General features: G+C 32.0%; 17 protein-coding genes. 7 read left to right on the forward strand and 10 right to left on the reverse strand.

Going from position 1 to position 17,929, the window contains the following annotated elements; translation table 11 throughout:
• Nucleotides 1–48 precede the first annotated feature (48 nt).
• On the reverse strand, nucleotides 49–1,668 hold the full coding sequence (locus tag B0I03_RS09380) for a M1 family metallopeptidase (RefSeq protein ID WP_111567175.1): 1,620 nt from the start codon (nucleotides 1,666–1,668) through the stop codon (nucleotides 49–51).
• Nucleotides 1,669–2,114: 446 nt separating this feature from the next.
• Here B0I03_RS09380 and B0I03_RS09385 point away from each other — a divergent pair, with 446 nt between their 5' ends.
• Entirely contained in the window at nucleotides 2,115–2,489 is a 375-nt protein-coding gene (locus B0I03_RS09385; RefSeq protein WP_111567176.1) for a GreA/GreB family elongation factor, read from the forward strand.
• 75 nt (nucleotides 2,490–2,564) lie between these two features.
• Here B0I03_RS09385 and B0I03_RS09390 read toward each other — a convergent pair whose 3' ends face one another.
• The 5 genes from B0I03_RS09390 to prfB form a co-directional block, all read right to left on the reverse strand.
• Nucleotides 2,565–4,232 (reverse strand): RluA family pseudouridine synthase, encoded by a 1,668-nt coding sequence (locus tag B0I03_RS09390; RefSeq protein WP_111567287.1) that lies wholly within the window; start codon nucleotides 4,230–4,232, stop codon nucleotides 2,565–2,567.
• Nucleotides 4,233–4,513: 281 nt separating this feature from the next.
• Complete coding sequence (locus tag B0I03_RS09395; RefSeq protein WP_111567177.1) at nucleotides 4,514–6,142, reverse strand: acyl-CoA carboxylase subunit beta; 1,629 nt, start codon at nucleotides 6,140–6,142, stop codon at nucleotides 4,514–4,516.
• Nucleotides 6,143–6,240: 98 nt separating this feature from the next.
• Entirely contained in the window at nucleotides 6,241–6,645 is a 405-nt protein-coding gene (gene yiaA, locus B0I03_RS09400) for an inner membrane protein YiaA (protein ID WP_111567178.1), read from the reverse strand.
• 33 nt (nucleotides 6,646–6,678) lie between these two features.
• Entirely contained in the window at nucleotides 6,679–7,677 is a 999-nt protein-coding gene (lpxD, locus tag B0I03_RS09405; protein WP_111567179.1) for a UDP-3-O-(3-hydroxymyristoyl)glucosamine N-acyltransferase, read from the reverse strand.
• Between the two features lie 125 nt (nucleotides 7,678–7,802).
• Nucleotides 7,803–8,898 (reverse strand): peptide chain release factor 2 gene (gene prfB / locus B0I03_RS09410; protein ID WP_111567180.1). Its coding sequence is split into 2 segments (ribosomal slippage): nucleotides 7,803–8,834 and nucleotides 8,836–8,898, totalling 1,095 coding nucleotides; the frame shifts between segments, so codons are not numbered across the junction.
• Nucleotides 8,899–9,062: 164 nt separating this feature from the next.
• Between prfB and B0I03_RS09415 the strand changes: the two genes are divergently transcribed.
• Together B0I03_RS09415 and B0I03_RS09420 are read left to right on the forward strand one after the other, a co-directional pair.
• Nucleotides 9,063–10,088 carry a threonine aldolase family protein gene (locus B0I03_RS09415; protein ID WP_111567181.1) on the forward strand — a complete coding sequence of 342 codons (1,026 nt, stop codon included), beginning with the start codon at nucleotides 9,063–9,065 and terminating at the stop codon, nucleotides 10,086–10,088.
• Between the two features lie 93 nt (nucleotides 10,089–10,181).
• Nucleotides 10,182–10,955, forward strand: coding sequence for a sulfite exporter TauE/SafE family protein (locus B0I03_RS09420; RefSeq protein ID WP_111567182.1), 774 nt, complete (start codon nucleotides 10,182–10,184; stop codon nucleotides 10,953–10,955).
• Here B0I03_RS09420 and B0I03_RS09425 read toward each other — a convergent pair.
• Nucleotides 10,948–11,271, reverse strand: coding sequence for a YbaB/EbfC family nucleoid-associated protein (locus tag B0I03_RS09425; RefSeq protein WP_111567183.1), 324 nt, complete (start codon nucleotides 11,269–11,271; stop codon nucleotides 10,948–10,950). The genes B0I03_RS09420 and B0I03_RS09425 overlap by 8 nt on opposite strands.
• Nucleotides 11,272–11,335: 64 nt before the next feature.
• Between B0I03_RS09425 and B0I03_RS09430 the strand changes: the two genes are divergently transcribed.
• From B0I03_RS09430 to B0I03_RS09445, 4 genes are all read left to right on the forward strand, one after another.
• Nucleotides 11,336–13,471, forward strand: a complete 2,136-nt coding sequence (locus tag B0I03_RS09430) for a S9 family peptidase (RefSeq protein WP_111567184.1) — start codon at nucleotides 11,336–11,338, stop codon at nucleotides 13,469–13,471.
• Between the two features lie 138 nt (nucleotides 13,472–13,609).
• Entirely contained in the window at nucleotides 13,610–14,650 is a 1,041-nt protein-coding gene (locus tag B0I03_RS09435) for a PLP-dependent cysteine synthase family protein (RefSeq protein ID WP_111567185.1), read from the forward strand.
• A gap of 134 nt (nucleotides 14,651–14,784) precedes the next feature.
• Nucleotides 14,785–15,279, forward strand: a complete 495-nt coding sequence (locus B0I03_RS09440; protein ID WP_111567186.1) for an antitoxin Xre/MbcA/ParS toxin-binding domain-containing protein — start codon at nucleotides 14,785–14,787, stop codon at nucleotides 15,277–15,279.
• Nucleotides 15,279–15,749 (forward strand): RES family NAD+ phosphorylase, encoded by a 471-nt coding sequence (locus B0I03_RS09445; protein ID WP_111567187.1) that lies wholly within the window; start codon nucleotides 15,279–15,281, stop codon nucleotides 15,747–15,749. The genes B0I03_RS09440 and B0I03_RS09445 overlap by 1 nt, the downstream gene beginning before the upstream one ends.
• A 91-nt stretch (nucleotides 15,750–15,840) precedes the next feature.
• Here B0I03_RS09445 and B0I03_RS09450 read toward each other — a convergent pair whose 3' ends face one another.
• The 3 genes from B0I03_RS09450 to B0I03_RS09460 all read right to left on the reverse strand — a co-directional run bounded on the left by B0I03_RS09450 (nucleotide 15,841) and on the right by B0I03_RS09460 (nucleotide 17,912).
• Nucleotides 15,841–16,314 carry a hypothetical protein gene (locus B0I03_RS09450; protein ID WP_111567188.1) on the reverse strand — a complete coding sequence of 158 codons (474 nt, stop codon included), beginning with the start codon at nucleotides 16,312–16,314 and terminating at the stop codon, nucleotides 15,841–15,843.
• A 74-nt stretch (nucleotides 16,315–16,388) separates the two neighbouring features.
• Nucleotides 16,389–16,952, reverse strand: coding sequence for a hypothetical protein (locus B0I03_RS09455; protein ID WP_111567189.1), 564 nt, complete (start codon nucleotides 16,950–16,952; stop codon nucleotides 16,389–16,391).
• Between the two features lie 54 nt (nucleotides 16,953–17,006).
• Complete coding sequence (locus B0I03_RS09460; protein ID WP_146603287.1) at nucleotides 17,007–17,912, reverse strand: DUF6602 domain-containing protein; 906 nt, start codon at nucleotides 17,910–17,912, stop codon at nucleotides 17,007–17,009.
• Nucleotides 17,913–17,929: the final 17 nt, after the last annotated feature.

Genomic DNA, 17,929 nt, shown 5'->3' on the forward strand with positions numbered 1-17,929 from the left:
TGATTTTGTGGTGCGTTAATAAAAACATAAATTAATAAAAAAAGAAGACTAATTGTCTTCTTTAATTTTAACAAAAAATTGATTATCATAAATTTGAAAACTTTTTTTACTAAGCTTTTTCAGTTTAATTTTTTGTTCTTTTAATGTAGGATTTAATCTGATTTTTTTGTCTTCAAAACCAATATCTATTGGCATGTTGAAATCTTCGTTTACATTGTCCCAAGAATAGTATAAATAGTCACCTTTAATTTTATAGATAAAAATAGGAAGTTGATTGGTATATAAATATTGTCTAAATATTGGTGTTAAATCTGTATCAGAAGCCTTGTTAAAGTAGTCAATTACCGTATCTGAAGTAATGATTTTCTTTTTGAAAGTTTCTGAATAATCATAAAGCATTTTCCACCATTTTTCGTCATCAGCAATTACGTGTCTTAAGGTGTTTAATAATAACGAACCTTTATAATACATATCGCCAGAACCTTCATTGTTTACACCGTATTGTCCAATAATAGGTTTGTCATTTCTTACATTTCTTGCTTGACCGTTGATGTATTTCATCGCATCATCATATCCTTTTATACACTCTATAAATACGGTTTCTGAATACGTTGTAAAGCCTTCATGAATCCACATATCGGCAATATCTGTACTTGTAATACTGTTTCCAAACCATTCGTGACCCGTTTCGTGAATTGTAATGTAATCAAAAAACATTCCAACTCCAGTTCCTGACATGTCAAATCCCATATAACCTTTTTTGTACTTATTTCCGTAGGCAACAGCACTTTGGTGTTCCATACCTAAGTAAGGCGTTTCAACTAATTTATAACCATCTTCCCAAAATGGATAACGTCCAAACTTCGACTGAAAACATTCCATCATCGGTTTTACTTCTGCGAAATGTTCGCGAGCTTTCGCTTCGTTTTCCCTTAAGACATAATAATCTAAATCCAAATCGGGCATTTTATCCTGAATGTGAACGTAATCAGCAATATTTACCGTTATAGTGTAATTGTTAATTGGGTTTTTCACTTCCCAATCCCAGCGAGTGTATCCATTTTTCAAGTCTTGAGAACCTAAAAAACGTCCGTTAGACACATTCATCAATCCATTTGGAACAGCAACTTTTATTGAAGCACCATTATCAGGTTCATCTGTTTGTGAATCTTTTACCGGATACCACAAACTTGCTCCCGTTCCTTGAACCGCAACTGCGATGAAATCTTTACCCGCTTTGTCTTTTGAAAAAACAAAACCTCCATCCCAAGGAGCATTTCGGGCAATTCTTGGATTACCTGAATAATAAAATTTTAGTTTATGATTCGATTTTGAAGCTAATTTTTCAGGAAAATCGATAAAAACAGCATCGTTATCGCGAACGTATTTCAATTTTTTAGCATTCCAAACAATCGAATCTACTTTCATATTGTCAAATAAATCCAATTGAATTTTTTGAGTTGGAACCATCACTTCAAAAGTAATTTCATTAAAACCTTTTATACTTTTTTGCTCTGGATTTATGGTAATATTTAAATCATAGCGTTTAACATCATAGGAGGTTCTTTCAATGCGTAAACCACCTTGTAAAGAGTCGCGACGGGTAAATTGAGCACTAATTTGTTGGATTCCTAATATCGCTAGGATAACTAAAAAACTGTTTTTCATAAGGATAGTTTTCAAAATCTAAATATAAGAGTTTGAATTTAAAAACTTATAATTTAAATAAAATAAAATCGTAATTATAAAGTAAAAAATAAGAGAACTATGTTTTACCAATAAAGGATAATGAATTGTTAAATTTTTTTTTGTCGTATGAAATAGTTATAAATTTGAAGATATTTATTTGAAATGAATCAGTCTACTTTTTTTAACATACTTATAGTTCGAAGTTTCATTACTTTGAATTATTTGCATGATGATTCTTTTTTAAAAAGTTCAAAAGTCTTCATTAAATAATCCCTGTCAAGCCCAAGACAGGGAAATTTCTATTTTCTTACTCAAAATAAATAATAATTATTTGCCTTTTTTGATGCTTTTGTGCTGAATTCATGCTTGAATTTGGTTGGGTATTTCTTTAGGTTTCATTCAGGCATTTATAAAAAAATAAAAAAATGAATCAAGATATTATATTAACAACAGGAATTTATGATTTAATTAAAGATTTACTAAGAAGAAAAAAAGTGACTCCGTTTGTGGAAGATCAATTAGTAGTGCAATTAAAGCGTGCGAAACAAATTAGACGCAGAGAATTACCAAATAATGTGGTTACCATTGATTGCAGAGTTACTATTAAAGATATTCTAACAAATGAATTGCAAGATTTTACTTTTGTAGCACCATCAAAAGCTAAAAGAAGAAATAATACAGAATCAATTGTTGGTGATGTTGGATTAGCTTTAGTTGGAAATAAAACTGGAGATCAAATAAAATGGGATTTTGGATCTGGTGAGAAAAATTTTGAAATAATTAAAGTAGAAAGATTTTAGAATTAAAATTATAAAGTCTTGATTGTAAATTCAATTAAATAAAAAGTGGGTTTCAATTATAAGAAACTCACTTTTTTAAAATGTTGCTTCTTTTGTAATTGTCATTTTTTCTCTCGAAATCGGATGTTCAAAAGTCAAACTTTCCGCATGTAAGTGTAAGCGATCAGCTTTTTTTCCATACAAATCATCGCCAACAATTGGAGTTTTTAATCCTAATTCGTGTGAAGCATGCACTCGTAATTGATGTGTTCTACCCGTAATAGGGTAGAAGTACACTAAAGTTTGATTGTTTCTTACTTCAATCTTTTCCCATTTAGTTTGCGCTGGCTTTCCGTGTTCGTAGCAAACCAATTGTCTTGGCCTGTCATCTAAATCTACACGAAGCGGTAAATCGATAAAACCTTCATTTTCTTCTAAAACACCATCTAACAAAGCAACATAGCGTTTTTTAATCGTTCTTTTGATGAACTGACTTTGCAGTTTTACATACGTTTCTTCGTCTTTTGCAATCAACATTAAACCTGAAGTCGACATGTCTAGTCGATGTACAATTAATGGTCCTGTTGCATTTGGATATAATTCTTTGACTCTTTGGTAAACAGAATCTGATATTATTTTTCCTGGAACAGATAGAAATTCTGCGGGTTTATTTATTACCGCTAATACTTCATCTTCAAAAACGATTTCAATATTTTTCCCTTCCGCTGGATTTTCCTGAAACGGATTTGCTTCCATATCCAAACCTTTTAGCATGTGTGACATTAATATTGGTTCACATTTACTTTTGCAAGCTGGATAAAATTGTTTATGTTTTCTAATTTCCGATTTTGGCGATTGTCCCCACCAAAATTCAGCCATTGCAATTGGCTTTAATTGGTTTTCAAAAGCGTAATGTAATAACTTTGGAGCAGCACATTCTCCAGCACCAGCTGGCGGATTATTGTTGAAGATTTCTCCAATGCTTTTTCGTTCGCCAAATTGATTTAAAAAAGAATATTCAGCAAATAATTTTTGTTGCAAAGCACCTGATTTTTGACGGCGTTCTTCTTTAAGTTGGTTGATTTCGTCTAAAAGTAAATTAATTTCTTTTTGAGCATTTTCTGTTTGAAAATTCCAATATTTCGTCATTTTTTTGAGTAAAATGCTTTCTTTTTTACTTTCTTCCGAAAGTTCTAATTCTAATTGTTCTATTTCAGAGGTAGTTAAATTGTTGAATGAATTTCGCTTTTCATCGCGTTCAATTTTCAGTTTTTTGATTTTATCTTTTTGATTTTGAATATCGGTTAAAGCTTCTATTTTAGTAACGTCTAATTGATTTTTCTTGTTTTGAAGTTCGTCTGAATTTTCTAAAATTTCAATTTTACGATTGATAGCATTTAAAACTTCTTCCTCTTTTCTGAAAAACCCATCTTCGTGCAACATATCAAAAATCGTTGGAACAAAATAAGGAAGGTGATTCACACCAGCCAATTTCCCAGAAAAAGCCCATAAATAACCTAATTCTCCTTCTTGATTTTGACAAACTAAAACACCAAACATTTTTCCAATTACTAAACCTTCTTGATTTTCTTTCAATCCGAAATTGTGTTCAAAATCGGTTTGTGTTTCTAAATACGATTGCAATTCAGTTGTTGCAATTCTACTTAATTCATTAGGTTCGTAATAAAAAGGGAATGTGAATTTTTCGGGTAACGAAATATCTAAAATATTGGTTTTGAAAGGTTGGAAAAGTGATTTCTTCATTTTGTATTGTTTGAATAAAAAATTTCCCAAACATTTTTGATTAATGAATAACTTATGAATATACTGAAAAGAAGAGTTAAAACTAAATTTAATAAAGTAGCTTCATAATGATAACCTTCATAAAATAAACTAGTATGTTTTCTAATTTTGTAAATCTAAATTCAAATCCAAACGGAGTTTCTTTTATGAAGATTGTTCCTAATGTATAATACAATATGTTAAACATTATTAAACTTGTCAATAATGTCAACATATAAATATTAGTTTTATTTTTCAAAATATTAAACTTGAATCACTCCTAAATTAAATTGTTTCTCAATAGGAGCGTGGTTAGCTGCTTCAATTCCCATAGAAATCCAATTTCTGGTTTCTAATGGATCAATGATAGCATCTGTCCACAAACGAGAAGCAGCGTAGTATGGTGAAACTTGTTCGTCATATCTTGCTTTGATTTTATCGAATAACTCTTTTTCTTTTACTTCATCGATGACTTCGCCTTTTGCTTTTAAAGATGATGCTTCAATTTGTGCTAATACTTTTGCAGCTTGTGTTCCGCCCATAACCGCTAATTCTGCACTTGGCCAAGCGAAAATTAATCTTGGATCATACGCTTTTCCACACATCGCATAATTCCCAGCACCGTATGAATTTCCAACAATTACAGTGAATTTTGGTACAACCGAATTTGCCATCGCATTTACCATTTTAGCTCCGTCTTTGATAATTCCACCATGTTCTGATTTGGAACCTACCATAAATCCGGTAACGTCTTGCACAAAAACTAATGGAATTTTCTTTTGGTTACAATTGGCAATAAAACGTGTCGCTTTATCCGCAGAATCGGAATAAATTGCTCCACCAAATTGCATTTCGCCTTTAGCGTTTTTCACTATTTTACGTTGGTTAGCTACAATTCCAACCGCCCAACCATCGATGCGAGCGTAAGCTGTGATTAAGGTTTTTCCATAACCACCTTTGTATTCATCAAATTCTGAATTATCTACCAAACGTTTGATGATTTCATACATGTCGTATTGATCAGCTCTTGATTTTGGTAAAATTCCGTAAATATCTTTTGGTTCTAAAGCTGGTTTTTCGGCTTTCACACGATTATATCCTGCTTTATCGAAATCACCAATTTTGCCTACGATACTTTTAATTCTATCTAAAGCATCTTTATCATCTTTAGCTTTATAATCCGTCACACCTGAAATTTCGCAATGTGTTGTTGCTCCTCCAAGAGTTTCGTTATCAATTGTTTCACCAATTGCGGCTTTTACTAAATAACTTCCGGCTAAGAAAATACTTCCGGTTTTATCTACAATCATAGCTTCATCGCTCATAATAGGTAAATAAGCACCACCAGCAACACAACTTCCCATAACAGCGGCAATTTGAGTAATTCCCATGCTGCTCATAATGGCATTATTTCTAAAAATACGACCAAAATGTTCTTTGTCTGGAAAAATTTCGTCTTGCATTGGTAAATAAACTCCAGCCGAATCCACTAAATAGATAATTGGTAAGCGGTTTTCCATAGCAATTTCTTGCGCACGAAGATTCTTTTTTCCAGTAATTGGAAACCAAGCACCCGCTTTAACAGTAGCGTCATTAGCTACCACGATGCACTGTTTTCCAGAAATAAATCCGATTTTCACAACAACTCCTCCAGAAGGACAACCGCCATGTTCTTTGTACATACCATCTCCAACAAAAGCACCAATTTCAATGCTTTTTGCCTTTTCATCTAAAAGATAATCAATACGTTCACGAGCTGTCATTTTGCCTTCAGCGTGTAATTTTTCGATACGTTTTTGTCCGCCACCTAATTTAACTTGGGCAAATCGGTTTTTTAAATCGGAAAGTAAAAGTTTGTTATGATCTTCGTTTTTATTAAAATTAATGTCCATTTGGGTTTTGTTGTTTTATTGGTTGGCTAAAATACAAAATCCATCTGAAAAATAAATTCTTTAGATGGATTTGAAATAAATTTAACTAATGTTATTTTTTATTGTTGTGAATTAGTATCTCGAGCTTGACTATCTCTTGTGTTTTTTTGTACTGTTATGGCTCCAAAAATGGAAAGTAGAAATGAAAAGGCATAAAATCCTTTTTCACTCGGAAGTAAAGTGGCATTCCACAATCCTACAATTAGTAAAACAATTGATAATATGGTGGCAAACCAGCAAATTCCATAATATAAATCGGTTACAGGAATATTTTCTAAGCGGTCTCTAACACTTTTTTGTAAAGAAACCACAGCGAAAAGTCCGAACATTAAAACGGTGAAGTAATATCCTTTTTCGTTTAATAGCATATCAGCTCTGAATAATCCGATTAAATAACCAATCATTCCAGTTCCTAATGCAATCCAAGATGCAGCAATAAACGCCGCAGAAGGTTTTTGATACATAGATTTTTGTTTTATAGTTATTACAATATTACTTTATTTTTTTGAATCGTTTACCATTCTTTTTAAAATTGCCCATTGTCTTAAAGCGTCTTTGGCATCAATTGCAGGATATCCTAACACTGTCTTTCCAGCTTCCACATCTGCAGCAACACCAGAACCTGCACCAATCATAGCACCATCACCAATAGTTGTGTGGTCTTTGATAGAAGCGCTTCCGCCAATGATTACACCATTTCCAAGTGTTACAGAACCCGCTAATCCACTATTTCCTGCCATAATACAGAACATTCCTAATTTAGAATTGTGTCCGATTTGAACCAAATTATCAATTTTACAGCCATCACCTAAAATAGTTGAACTGAATTTTCCTCTATCTACAGATGAATTAGCACCTATTTCTACATTATTTCCGATAATTACATTTCCAATTTGTGGAATTTTTACCAAACCTTTTTCAGGATCAGGACGGAAACCAAAGCCATCAGCTCCAATAGTTGCATTTGGATGAATAATACAATCGTTTCCAATATGACAACGTTCTCTAACCACAGCACCAGACCAAAGTGTAGTATTTTTACCAATGGTACATTCGTCTAGAACAGTCACATTTGGATATAGAATAGCGTTTTCTCCTATAGTTACATTTGGACCTACATAACAATTTGCACCTATTTTTGTGCCAGTTCCGATTTTAGCGGATTCATCAATTGTAGCTGTTGGATGAATATCAGTTTTGAAAACAGGTGGAGGAGGAGCAAAAAGCGTTAAAACTTGCGACATAGCTAAATCGGCATTTTTAACTTTGATGAAGGCTCTGTTTTCTCCTGGTTCGATTGAAATATCTTCGTTTACAACTGCTACACATGCTTTTGAAGTAGCCCAAAATTTTTCGTATTTTTTATTCCCAATGAACGATATTTCAGTTTCATTGGCTACTTCTAATTGTTCGGGTGCTGTAATTTTTGTAGTTATTGAACCAACGATTGTTCCTTTAAGAATTTCGTTGATTTCTTCAATTGTAAATTGTTTCATTAGTTGTTTATTGGGTTTAGTTTTGCCTAATATATAAAAAGATTTTAGTTTTTTTAAATATTGTATAAAAAAATCCGAATTTCAACAATTGAAATTCGGATTTTTAATACTCGGATTCATCTGAATTATTCCTCTTTTTGTCCCATCATCATTAAATAGGCTTTCAAGAAATTATCGATTTCTCCGTTCATAATACCTTCAACATCACTTGATTCGTATCCTGAACGAACGTCTTTTACTAATTTATAAGGATGCATTACGTAATTTCGAATTTGCGAACCCCATTCGATTTTCATTTTTCCTGCTTCAATATCGGCTCTTTGTGCTAATCGTTTGTTTAATTCGATTTCGTATAACTGCGATTTTAACATTTGCATGGCACGTTGGCGGTTATCTTGTTGCGAACGCGTTTCCGAACATTGAATTTGAATTCCCGTAGGTTTGTGAAACAATTGTACTTTAGTTTCAACCTTGTTTACGTTTTGTCCACCTGCACCGCTCGAACGAGAAGTTATAATTTCAATATCTGCAGGATTTATTTCTACTTCAATAGAATCATCTACCAAAGGATATACATAAACTGATGCAAATGACGTATGACGTTTCGCATTACTATCAAAAGGAGAAATTCGCACCAAACGATGCACACCATTTTCACCTTTTAAATAACCAAAAGCAAAATCACCTTCAAATTCTAACGTAACCGTTTTAATTCCAGCTACATCACCTTCTTGAAAGTTTAATTCTTTGATTTTATACCCTTGTTTTTCTCCCCACATTAAATACATTCGCATTAACATAGAAGCCCAATCACAACTTTCGGTTCCACCAGCTCCAGCCGTAATTTGTAAAACCGCACTCATGCTATCTCCTTCGTCGGAAAGCATATTGCGAAACTCTAAATCTTCAATGTGATGTAAGGTTTTTTGATATTGTTCTTCGACTTCTTCCTCGGTTACATCGCCTTCTTTGAAGAAATCCATCATAATTTGAAGTTCCTCAGAAAGTTCAACCCCTTTATCATAATCTTCTACCCATTTCTTTTTTGAACGTAGGTTCCTAATAATGATTTCGGCTTCTTTGGCGTTGTTCCAAAAGTCAGGAGCGAAGGTTTTTTCTTCCTCGTTAGTTATTTCAATCGTTTTGGCATCAATGTCAAAGATACCTCCTTAACGCACCAAGGCGATCAATAATATCTCTGACTTGTTCTGTATTTATCATAAATATTGTAGTTTTGTTTTGAAATGGGATGCCCTAGCCCCGATAGTAACGACATCCTTTTAAACCTGACAGGTTTCCAAAACCTGTCAGGTTTGAAAAGATATAGTGCATAGCGGGAATAAGCTCCTAAAAATTTTATCAAAAATAAGGTATCTGATTGATATATGGAAATAAATTTAGTTAGTGATACAGTGACCAAGCCTTCTGTGGAGATGTTAAACGCAATGTTTAATGCAAAAGTTGGTGATGACGTATATAAACAAGACCCAACAGTCAATGAGTTAGAGGAAACTTTGGCAGATTTGTTTGGAATGGAAGCCGCTTTGTTTTTCCCTTCGGGAACGATGGCAAATCAGACGGCGATTAAGTTGCATACACAGCCAGGCGAACAAGTGATTTGCGACAAATATTCACACATTTATCATTATGAAGGTGGCGGAGCTTCTTTTAACAGTGGTGTTTCGTGTTGTTTAGTTGATGGAAATAGAGGGATGATTACGGCTGATTTAGTTAAAAATGGAATCAACGACCCAGAATTTTATCACGCCCCATTAACTTCATTAGTAAGCATTGAAAACACAACCAATAAAGGTGGTGGTGCTTGTTATGACTTACAACCTTTGCAAGAAATTAAGCAAGTTTGTATCGACCATAATTTGAAATATCATTTAGATGGTGCGCGTTTGTGGAATGCTTTAGTAGCTAAAAAACAACATCCAAAACATTTTGGTGAATTATTTGATACGATTTCAGTTTGTTTATCGAAAGGTTTGGGCGCACCAGTTGGTTCGGTTTTGCTAGGAAGTAAGGCGGATATGCATCGTGCTTTGCGTATTAGAAAGATTTTTGGAGGGAATATGCGTCAATCTGGATATTTGGCTGCCGCTGGATTGTTTGCGTTGCAAAATAACATCAGTCGTTTAGAAATTGATCATAGAAGAGCGAAAGAATTAGGCAGTTTATTAGAAAAAATGCCTTGGGTTGCTAATGTGGAACCAGTGGAAACCAATATTTTGATTTTTGGTTTGCAACCTTTTGTAGATGAAAAACTTTTCATGGAAAAATTAAAGCAAAAAGGCATTGCAATTAGTTCGATGGGACATGGAAAACTAAGAATTGTAACGCATTTAGATTACAAAGAAGTTATGCATGAATATGTGATGGAAGTGTTTTCTAAATTGACTTTTTAATTTTTTGGAACACAGATTTGAAAAATAATAGAAATTAAGAAAATCTAATTTGAAAACTGAAACTTCAAACTTGAAACCTGAAACAAAAATTCTATGGAAATCATAATCATATCATTTGTAGCCTTTTTAACCGCCATTCTAACCTTTTTCTCAGGTTTTGGATTGGGAACTTTATTAACCCCGGTTTTTATGCTCTTTTTCCCAGTTGATATTGCCATAGGTTTGTCCGGAATTGTGCATTTTGCCAATAATTTATTCAAGTTTTTCTTGGTTGGAAAGCATGCGAATAAAGAAGTTTTAATGAAATTCGGAATTCCAGCCATTTTTGCGGCTATGATAGGTTCGTGGTTGTTGTTGCAAATTTCGGATTTGCAACCTTTGTTTAGTTATTCGCTTTTTGGAAAAGAGTGGGATGTTTTACCAGTGAAATTCATAATTGCCATTTTATTAGTAATTTTTGCGCTATTAGATTTGATTCCATATTTAAGTAAGTTGGAATTTGGGAAAGATAAGTTGCCTTTAGGTGGAATTCTAAGCGGATTTTTCGGTGGACTTTCGGGACATCAAGGTGCTTTGCGAAGTGCGTTTTTGATTAAAGCCGGTTTATCCAAAGAAAGTTTTATTGCTACAGGAATTGTAGTTTCGATGTTTATTGATTTTACTCGATTGAGTGTTTACGCTTCAAAAATCACAACTTATACTTTGTATGAAAATAAAGTATTATTGATTTCGGCAACGCTTTGTGCTATTGCAGGAGCGTATTTGGGTAACCAACTTTTAAAGAAAGTTACCCTAAAATTTCTCCAAGTTTTTGTCGCTGTTTTATTGCTTTTAGTAGCAATTGCTTTAGGAATGGGAATTATTTAAACATATCCATTCCTGGAATGTTTGGCATGCCTTCTTTGGCAACAGCTGCTAATTCCGTTTCGTGAACGTTTGTTGCTTTTTCGATAGCTTTGTTTAAAACATTAACTAAATAATCTTCAAGCATTTCCTTGTCGTTAAGTAAATCATCACTTACGGTAATGTTTTTGATTTTTCGGTTAGCGGTTAAGGTAACTTCAAGTAAGCCATCACTACTTTTTTCATCGATTAAAACAAAGTCTAAACGCTTCTTTGTTTCTTCAACTTTTTGTTGGGTTTCTTTTAATTTACCCATCATTCCCATAATATCTCCAAACATAATTTTTATTTTTTTATTTCAGCAAAAATAGTAAATTAGCAGTTAATAATTATTGTAAAACTTCATGAAAAAAATCACGTATTTCCTTTTAGGTTGTGTTATTTTTGCTCCAGTTCACAGTCAAAATAAAACAAAAAAAATGTCTGATAAATTACAGCCACCAGTTGCTAAAATTGTTCCAAAAACATTAGAAAAGCACGGTGATAAAAGAATTGATAACTATTATTGGTTAAACGAAAGAGAAAACCCAGAAGTTATTGATTATTTGAATAAAGAAAACGAATATTATCAAAAATCAACAGCTCATACCAAACAATTACAAGACGATTTGTTCTTGGAAATGAAAGGTAGAATTAAGGAAGATGATAGCTCTGTTCCTTATTTTTACAATGGATATTACTACATTACACGTTATGAAACAGGTAAAGATTATCCAATTTATGCTCGTAAAAAAGGCAGTTTAGACGCTAAAGAAGAAGTTTTGTTTGATTGCAACGAAATGGCAAAAGGACATTCTTATTTTAATTTAGGTGGTTTAAATATTAGTGAAGATAACAAATGGGCTGCTTTTGGAGTGGATTTGGTTTCAAGAAGACAATATACTATCCAAATTAAAAATTTAGAAACAGGTGAAATTCTTCCAGTTAAATTAGAAAACACTACTGGTGGTTCTACTTGGGCTGGTGATAACAAAACGTTGTTTTACACGCGTAAAGATGCACAAACCTTACGTTCTGATAAAATTTACAAACATACTTTAGGAACAGAACCTTCGGCTGATGTAATGGTTTATCATGAAAAAGATGATACATTCAATACGTTTGTTTACAAAGAAAAATCTAAAAAATATTTGGTTATTGGTTCGTCAAGTACGTTGACTTCTGAGTACCAAATTTTAGATGCGAAAAATCCGAATGGAGAATTTAAAGTTTTCCAAAAAAGAACGCGTGGATTAGAGTATTCGATTTCTCATTATGGCGATAGTTTTTACATCGTTACTAATAAAGATAAAGCAACCAACTTCAAATTAATGAAAACGCCAGAAACTGCTACTGCTGCTGAAAACTGGAAAGATTTAATTGGACACAGAAAAGATGTTTTATTAGAAGGAATCGAAATTTTCAAAGATTATTTAGTGGTTGAAGAACGTTCAAACGGATTAAATAAGATTCAAATTCGTCCTTGGAATGGAAAAGGCGAGTATTATTTACCATTTGAAAGCGAAACTTATACAGCTTACACAACTACAAACGTAGATTTTGACACTGAAATTCTTCGTTATGGTTACCAATCAATGGCAACACCATCTTCAGTGATTGATTTCAACATGAGAACTCAAGAGAAAAAAGTGTTGAAAGAACAAGAAGTATTAGGTGGAAAATTCGACAAGAACAATTACATTGAAGAAAGAGTTTGGGCAACCGCAACTGACGGAACTAAAGTGCCAATCTCTATGGTATATAGAAAAGGAATTGAAAAAAACGGTAAAAACCCATTGTTGTTGTATGCTTATGGTTCGTATGGTGCTACTATGGATCCTTATTTTTCATCTACTCGTTTGAGTTTATTGGATAGAGGATTTATCTATGCGATTGCGCACATTAGAGGAGGAGAGGACTTAGGAAGAGAGTGGTATGAGAACGGAAAACTTTTAAAGAAAATTAACACTTTTACCGATTTTATTGACTGTTCAAAATTTGTGATTGCTGAAAAATATACGTCGCCAGAACATTTATATGCAGAAGGTGGTTCGGCAGGTGGTTTGTTAATGGGAGCTATTGTAAACATGAATCCAGAATTATATAATGGAGTTATTGCTCAAGTTCCTTTTGTGGATGTCATTACAACTATGTTAGATGATACGATTCCGTTAACAACTGGAGAATATGACGAATGGGGAAATCCGAATGATAAAGTGTATTACGATTATATGTTATCCTATTCACCGTACGACCAAGTGAAAAAGCAAGCTTATCCAAATATGTATGTATCTACTGGGCTTCACGATTCGCAAGTACAGTATTGGGAACCTGCAAAATGGGTAGCAAAATTGCGTGTTATGAAAACAAATGACAAACAATTATTCTTAGATACAAATATGGATGCTGGTCACGGAGGAGCTTCGGGTAGATTTGAAGCATTGAAAGAATTAGCTAAAGAATTTGCATTTTTGTTAGATTTAGAAAAAATTAAGAAGTAGTTAAACTTTTTTTGTTAAATTTGCAAGGTTTTAGAAGTGTCAAATTAGACAATTTTAAGATATTAAATAAGTATAGAATACTATAAATGCTAGTAATGCATAGTATTTTGGAAACATTAAAACAAACAGTATCTTCATATGAAAGAAGAAATAAAAGCCTATAATAGTGTATTAGATTTAATTGGGAATACACCATTAATCAAACTGAATAAAGTTTCAGTTGATTTAACAGGTAATTTCTATGCAAAAGTTGAAGCCTTTAATCCAGGTCATTCTACAAAAGATCGTATTGCGTTATATATTATTGAAGAAGCAGAAAAAAGAGGTATCCTAAAACCAGGAGACACCATTATTGAAACTACTTCAGGAAATACAGGTTTTAGTTTGGCAATGGTGAGCATCATCAAAGGATACGATTGTATTTTAGCGGTGAGTTCAAAATCATCAAGAGATAAAATCGATATGTTACGTTCAATGGGAGCAAAGGTATATGTTTGTCCGGCTCACGTTTCTGCAGATGATGAACGTTCGTATTACAATGTTGCTAAAAGATTGCACGAAGAAACCAAAGGTTCCGTTTACATCAATCAATATTTTAATGAGTTAAACGTTGATGCACATTACAAATCTACAGGACCAGAAATTTGGGAACAAACAGGCGGTCAAATTACACACTTAGTAGCTTGTAGTGGAACTGGAGGAACTATTTCTGGAACAGCACGTTTCTTGAAAGAGAAAAACCCAAACATTAAAATTTTAGGAGTTGATGCTTTTGGTTCAGTTTTGAAAAAGTACCACGAAACAAAAGAATTTGATAACGCTGAAATTTATCCATACCGTATTGAAGGTTTAGGTAAAAACTTAATTCCAACGGCTACCGATTTTGATATCATTGATAAATTTATCAAAGTTTCAGATGAAGAAAGTGCGCACACTACAAGAGAATTAGCTAAGAAAGAAGGTTTATTCGTAGGATATACTTCTGGAGCCGCTTTTCAGGCCGTGAAACAATATGCTGAAGAAGGAGAATTTGATGCTAACAGTAATGTAGTTATCATTTTCCCAGATCATGGTTCAAGATACATGAGTAAAGTATTTAGCGATGATTGGATGAACGAACAAGGTTTCTTTGATTCGGTTAACCAAGAAGAAGCTTTAAAAATTGAAATTATCAAGTAATTGATTTTAGATATAGAAGAAATCCTGAGTGAAAGCTCAGGATTTTTTTATTTGACTAAATTTTATAAAAGTTTTTATATTATATCAAAATAAAAATTGTAAATTTACGCTATTAGTAAAGTAAAATTACAATTATGACAACTAAAACAACTGTTTCAAAATCTAAACAAGTTTCAAAAGGAACTGTTTCGCCGAAAGTTAAATCAACTGATGCTTTTGTCAAATTTTCTCCTTCATGGGTGGTGTATCATATAAAAGATGCTCCAGGTTTTAAATTGGAATTAATTGATAGAATTAGAACTGGTGTAAAAAAAGATGATTGGAAACAATTGATTGAAAGCATCGGAGCCAAAGAAAAAGAGTTTGAATTTATATTGCCAACTTCTATCAGTAGTATGCAGAAGAAAAAAGTGTATGGAAGAGAAACATCTGAAAGAATTTATGAAATTTCACGTTTATTTGGTCTTGGATATGAAGTTTTTGATTCTCCAGAAAATTTTAAAGAATGGCTTTTAACTCCTTCAAAAACTCTTGGAAACAAAAAACCTTTTGAATTGTTAGACAGTAGTTTCGGTTTTGAATTAGTTGAAAATGAAATTGTTAGAATACAATATAACGTTTATAGCTAATGATTGTTTACAGAGTTGCAAATTTAAAGTATAAAGACGCCACACTAACCGGCATAGGGGCTGAAAAAGTAGGTGGTAGGTGGAATCAAGTAGGAACTCGTGCAGTTTATTGTTCAGAAAATATTTCTTTAGCACTTTTAGAATATTATATTCATTCCGAAAATAAAGCCTTTTTACCAAAAAAAATATTAGTAGCAAAAATTGAGTTTCCAGATGAATTTTTAGTAAAAACTTTAGAAATGCTTCCTGAACGATGGAATCAATATCCTTACTCATCCAAAACAACAGAAATTTTTTCAAATTTAGCAAAGAGTAACGATTTTTTTGCTTTGAAAGTGCCATCAACCATAGTACCATTAGAATACAACATTATCTTAAATCCACTATTTAAAGAATTTGGAAAAGTAGAAATCATGGAATTTTTAGAGTTACCAATTGATAATAGATTGAAAACTGATAGTCATGAATAATTTTCAAACATATAAGAAATCCTGAGTGAAAGCTCAGGATTTTTTGTTTTGTGGGCACGGAATGCAATTCCGCGCTATCGTTTTTTTTGTTTTAAACAGCACCTCTTCTTGGGTATTGTGGTTTCCAAGGTTTAATTTGAAGAGATTTTTTAAACATAATTATACTTGTTTTTGATTGAATATTCACCTTAATTTCATACGAATCTGAATCAGTGTATAATGTGTCTACTTTAAGATTAAAAGTTCCATTTAGTGACTTTTCTTTTGATGATAAATGAATCAAATGATTTCCACTTTTATTTTTTTGAATTTGAAAGCTTGAAGTTATTCTTTCTTTTCCATCTACAATATAAAGAGAATCGTTCCATTCACTTATAACAACATGTTTTGAACGAATTCCTCTTAAAAGGCTATCAATTTTGGTCGGAAAAAGAATTTTATTATCTAAAACTATTTTTTCTGGTTCCCAAGTGCCCTCAATATTAACAGTATCTTCTCGATAAAAAGCCAACGCAAAAATTGAAATTATCACAATACTTATGATGATGATTTTTAATGTTTTCATTGGTCAGTTCTTAATTTTTGTTTTTTTAACGCAAAAAGATTTTTACGATTATCAATGTTGTTATTTAGCTGTTTTTATAATTTAGCTTTTAACCATTTGAATAAAATATTTCTTCTTCTATTGTCTACATCATCTAATTGAACACTTGTAATATCTTCGATTTTAAAAATAGACATTCCTAAATCTTCTCCATTTTTTCCAACACAATTAATAATGAAATCAGTTTCAGAAACTTCTAAAATGTAACCTGAATAATATTCATCATTTGAAATCTCAAAACTTGTAATAACATTTTTATTTCCTTTAAGTTGTTTTAATACACTTTCGTAATAGCTTTCTTCTTGAAGAAAAACAAAATTTATTGGGTTTGGTTTGTAAATTTCATCACTATAATCAATAACGCATTCCATTGCTTTAACGTAATCGTCATTAAAATCGATTCTTTCAAAACGTTCTATAGGATGAACTATTATTCCATCTTTTTTACCAAATTTTGTAAAATGTTGTATCGCAACAAAATCTTCTGAATAATCAACAACATAACCACACCAAAATTTGGAATCATCGTTGTAAACTGTAAAATTTAAAAGTTCTTTATTTTGTTTAGATTTTTCTAATTGTTCGAGTAGTAGATTCATTTTTTTATTTATTTGTTTTGTGGGCACGGAATGCAATTCCGCGCTATCGGGTTTTTAGCTACTTTTTTTTTGCTCTACTAATTCATTCATTTTTTCTAAACATTCAGTTGCTTTTTTTATGTCTAAAAAAATTGGATAAAATTTCTTTATAAATTTAATATCTATTTTTCTTAAATAATCAGTAATTATAAATTTACTAATCAACATTGTTGGAGGTGTTAAGCCTAAGAATAAAACTAGGAAAAGTGCTAATGTTTCTTCTTTGCTTTTAGTTTCAAAATGAGTAAAAACATATTCACCGAAGACAGACTTTAATTCATTAGGAAGGTCTTTAGAAATAGAATTTGAAGAAAAATCTGGGGTATACATTATTACTCCATTATCAAGACTAACAATTAAATCAGGAAGTTCATCGATTTTGTATTCACCATTTTCGACTTTTTTCTGAATGAATTCTATCGTTTTTTTAGGTTCTGCTGATTTATGACTAAAAATGATAGAAGGGATCTTTTTATAATAATCAGATTTTTTAGCTTTATTAGTAAACTGATTAAAATCCAAAATATCAGTTTCTCTTGATAATTTTTTAACAGATTTAATTTGAGATAAACCTCTATTAAACTCACTTTTATCTGTTAAAACAGTTATGTCTGGTTTTACTTCGATTGCTGCATATACTCCTTCAGCTAAAATGACTTCTCTTATTGGAGTGTTAAGTGCAGGATGATTTGGAGCTAAAACAACACAATCGATATTTTTAGATGCACCATCTAAAGAGTAAATAATTCCTTTTTTTACTTTGTAATCTGCAGGTAAATATCTTTCAATAAATTGACTAACCGTAAGTTCTTTAGAATCTCCAGTATTAGTTCGGTCTTTTGTGAAAACAGGAATAGTTGAAATTTCAACTATTTCTATTGCTCGAAGATTCTCTAAAATTGTTCCAAATACTGCATTCATAATTTTATTCATTTAAT

The organism is Flavobacterium aquaticum, from assembly GCF_003259835.1.
GTDB lineage: Bacteria > Bacteroidota > Bacteroidia > Flavobacteriales > Flavobacteriaceae > Flavobacterium > Flavobacterium aquaticum.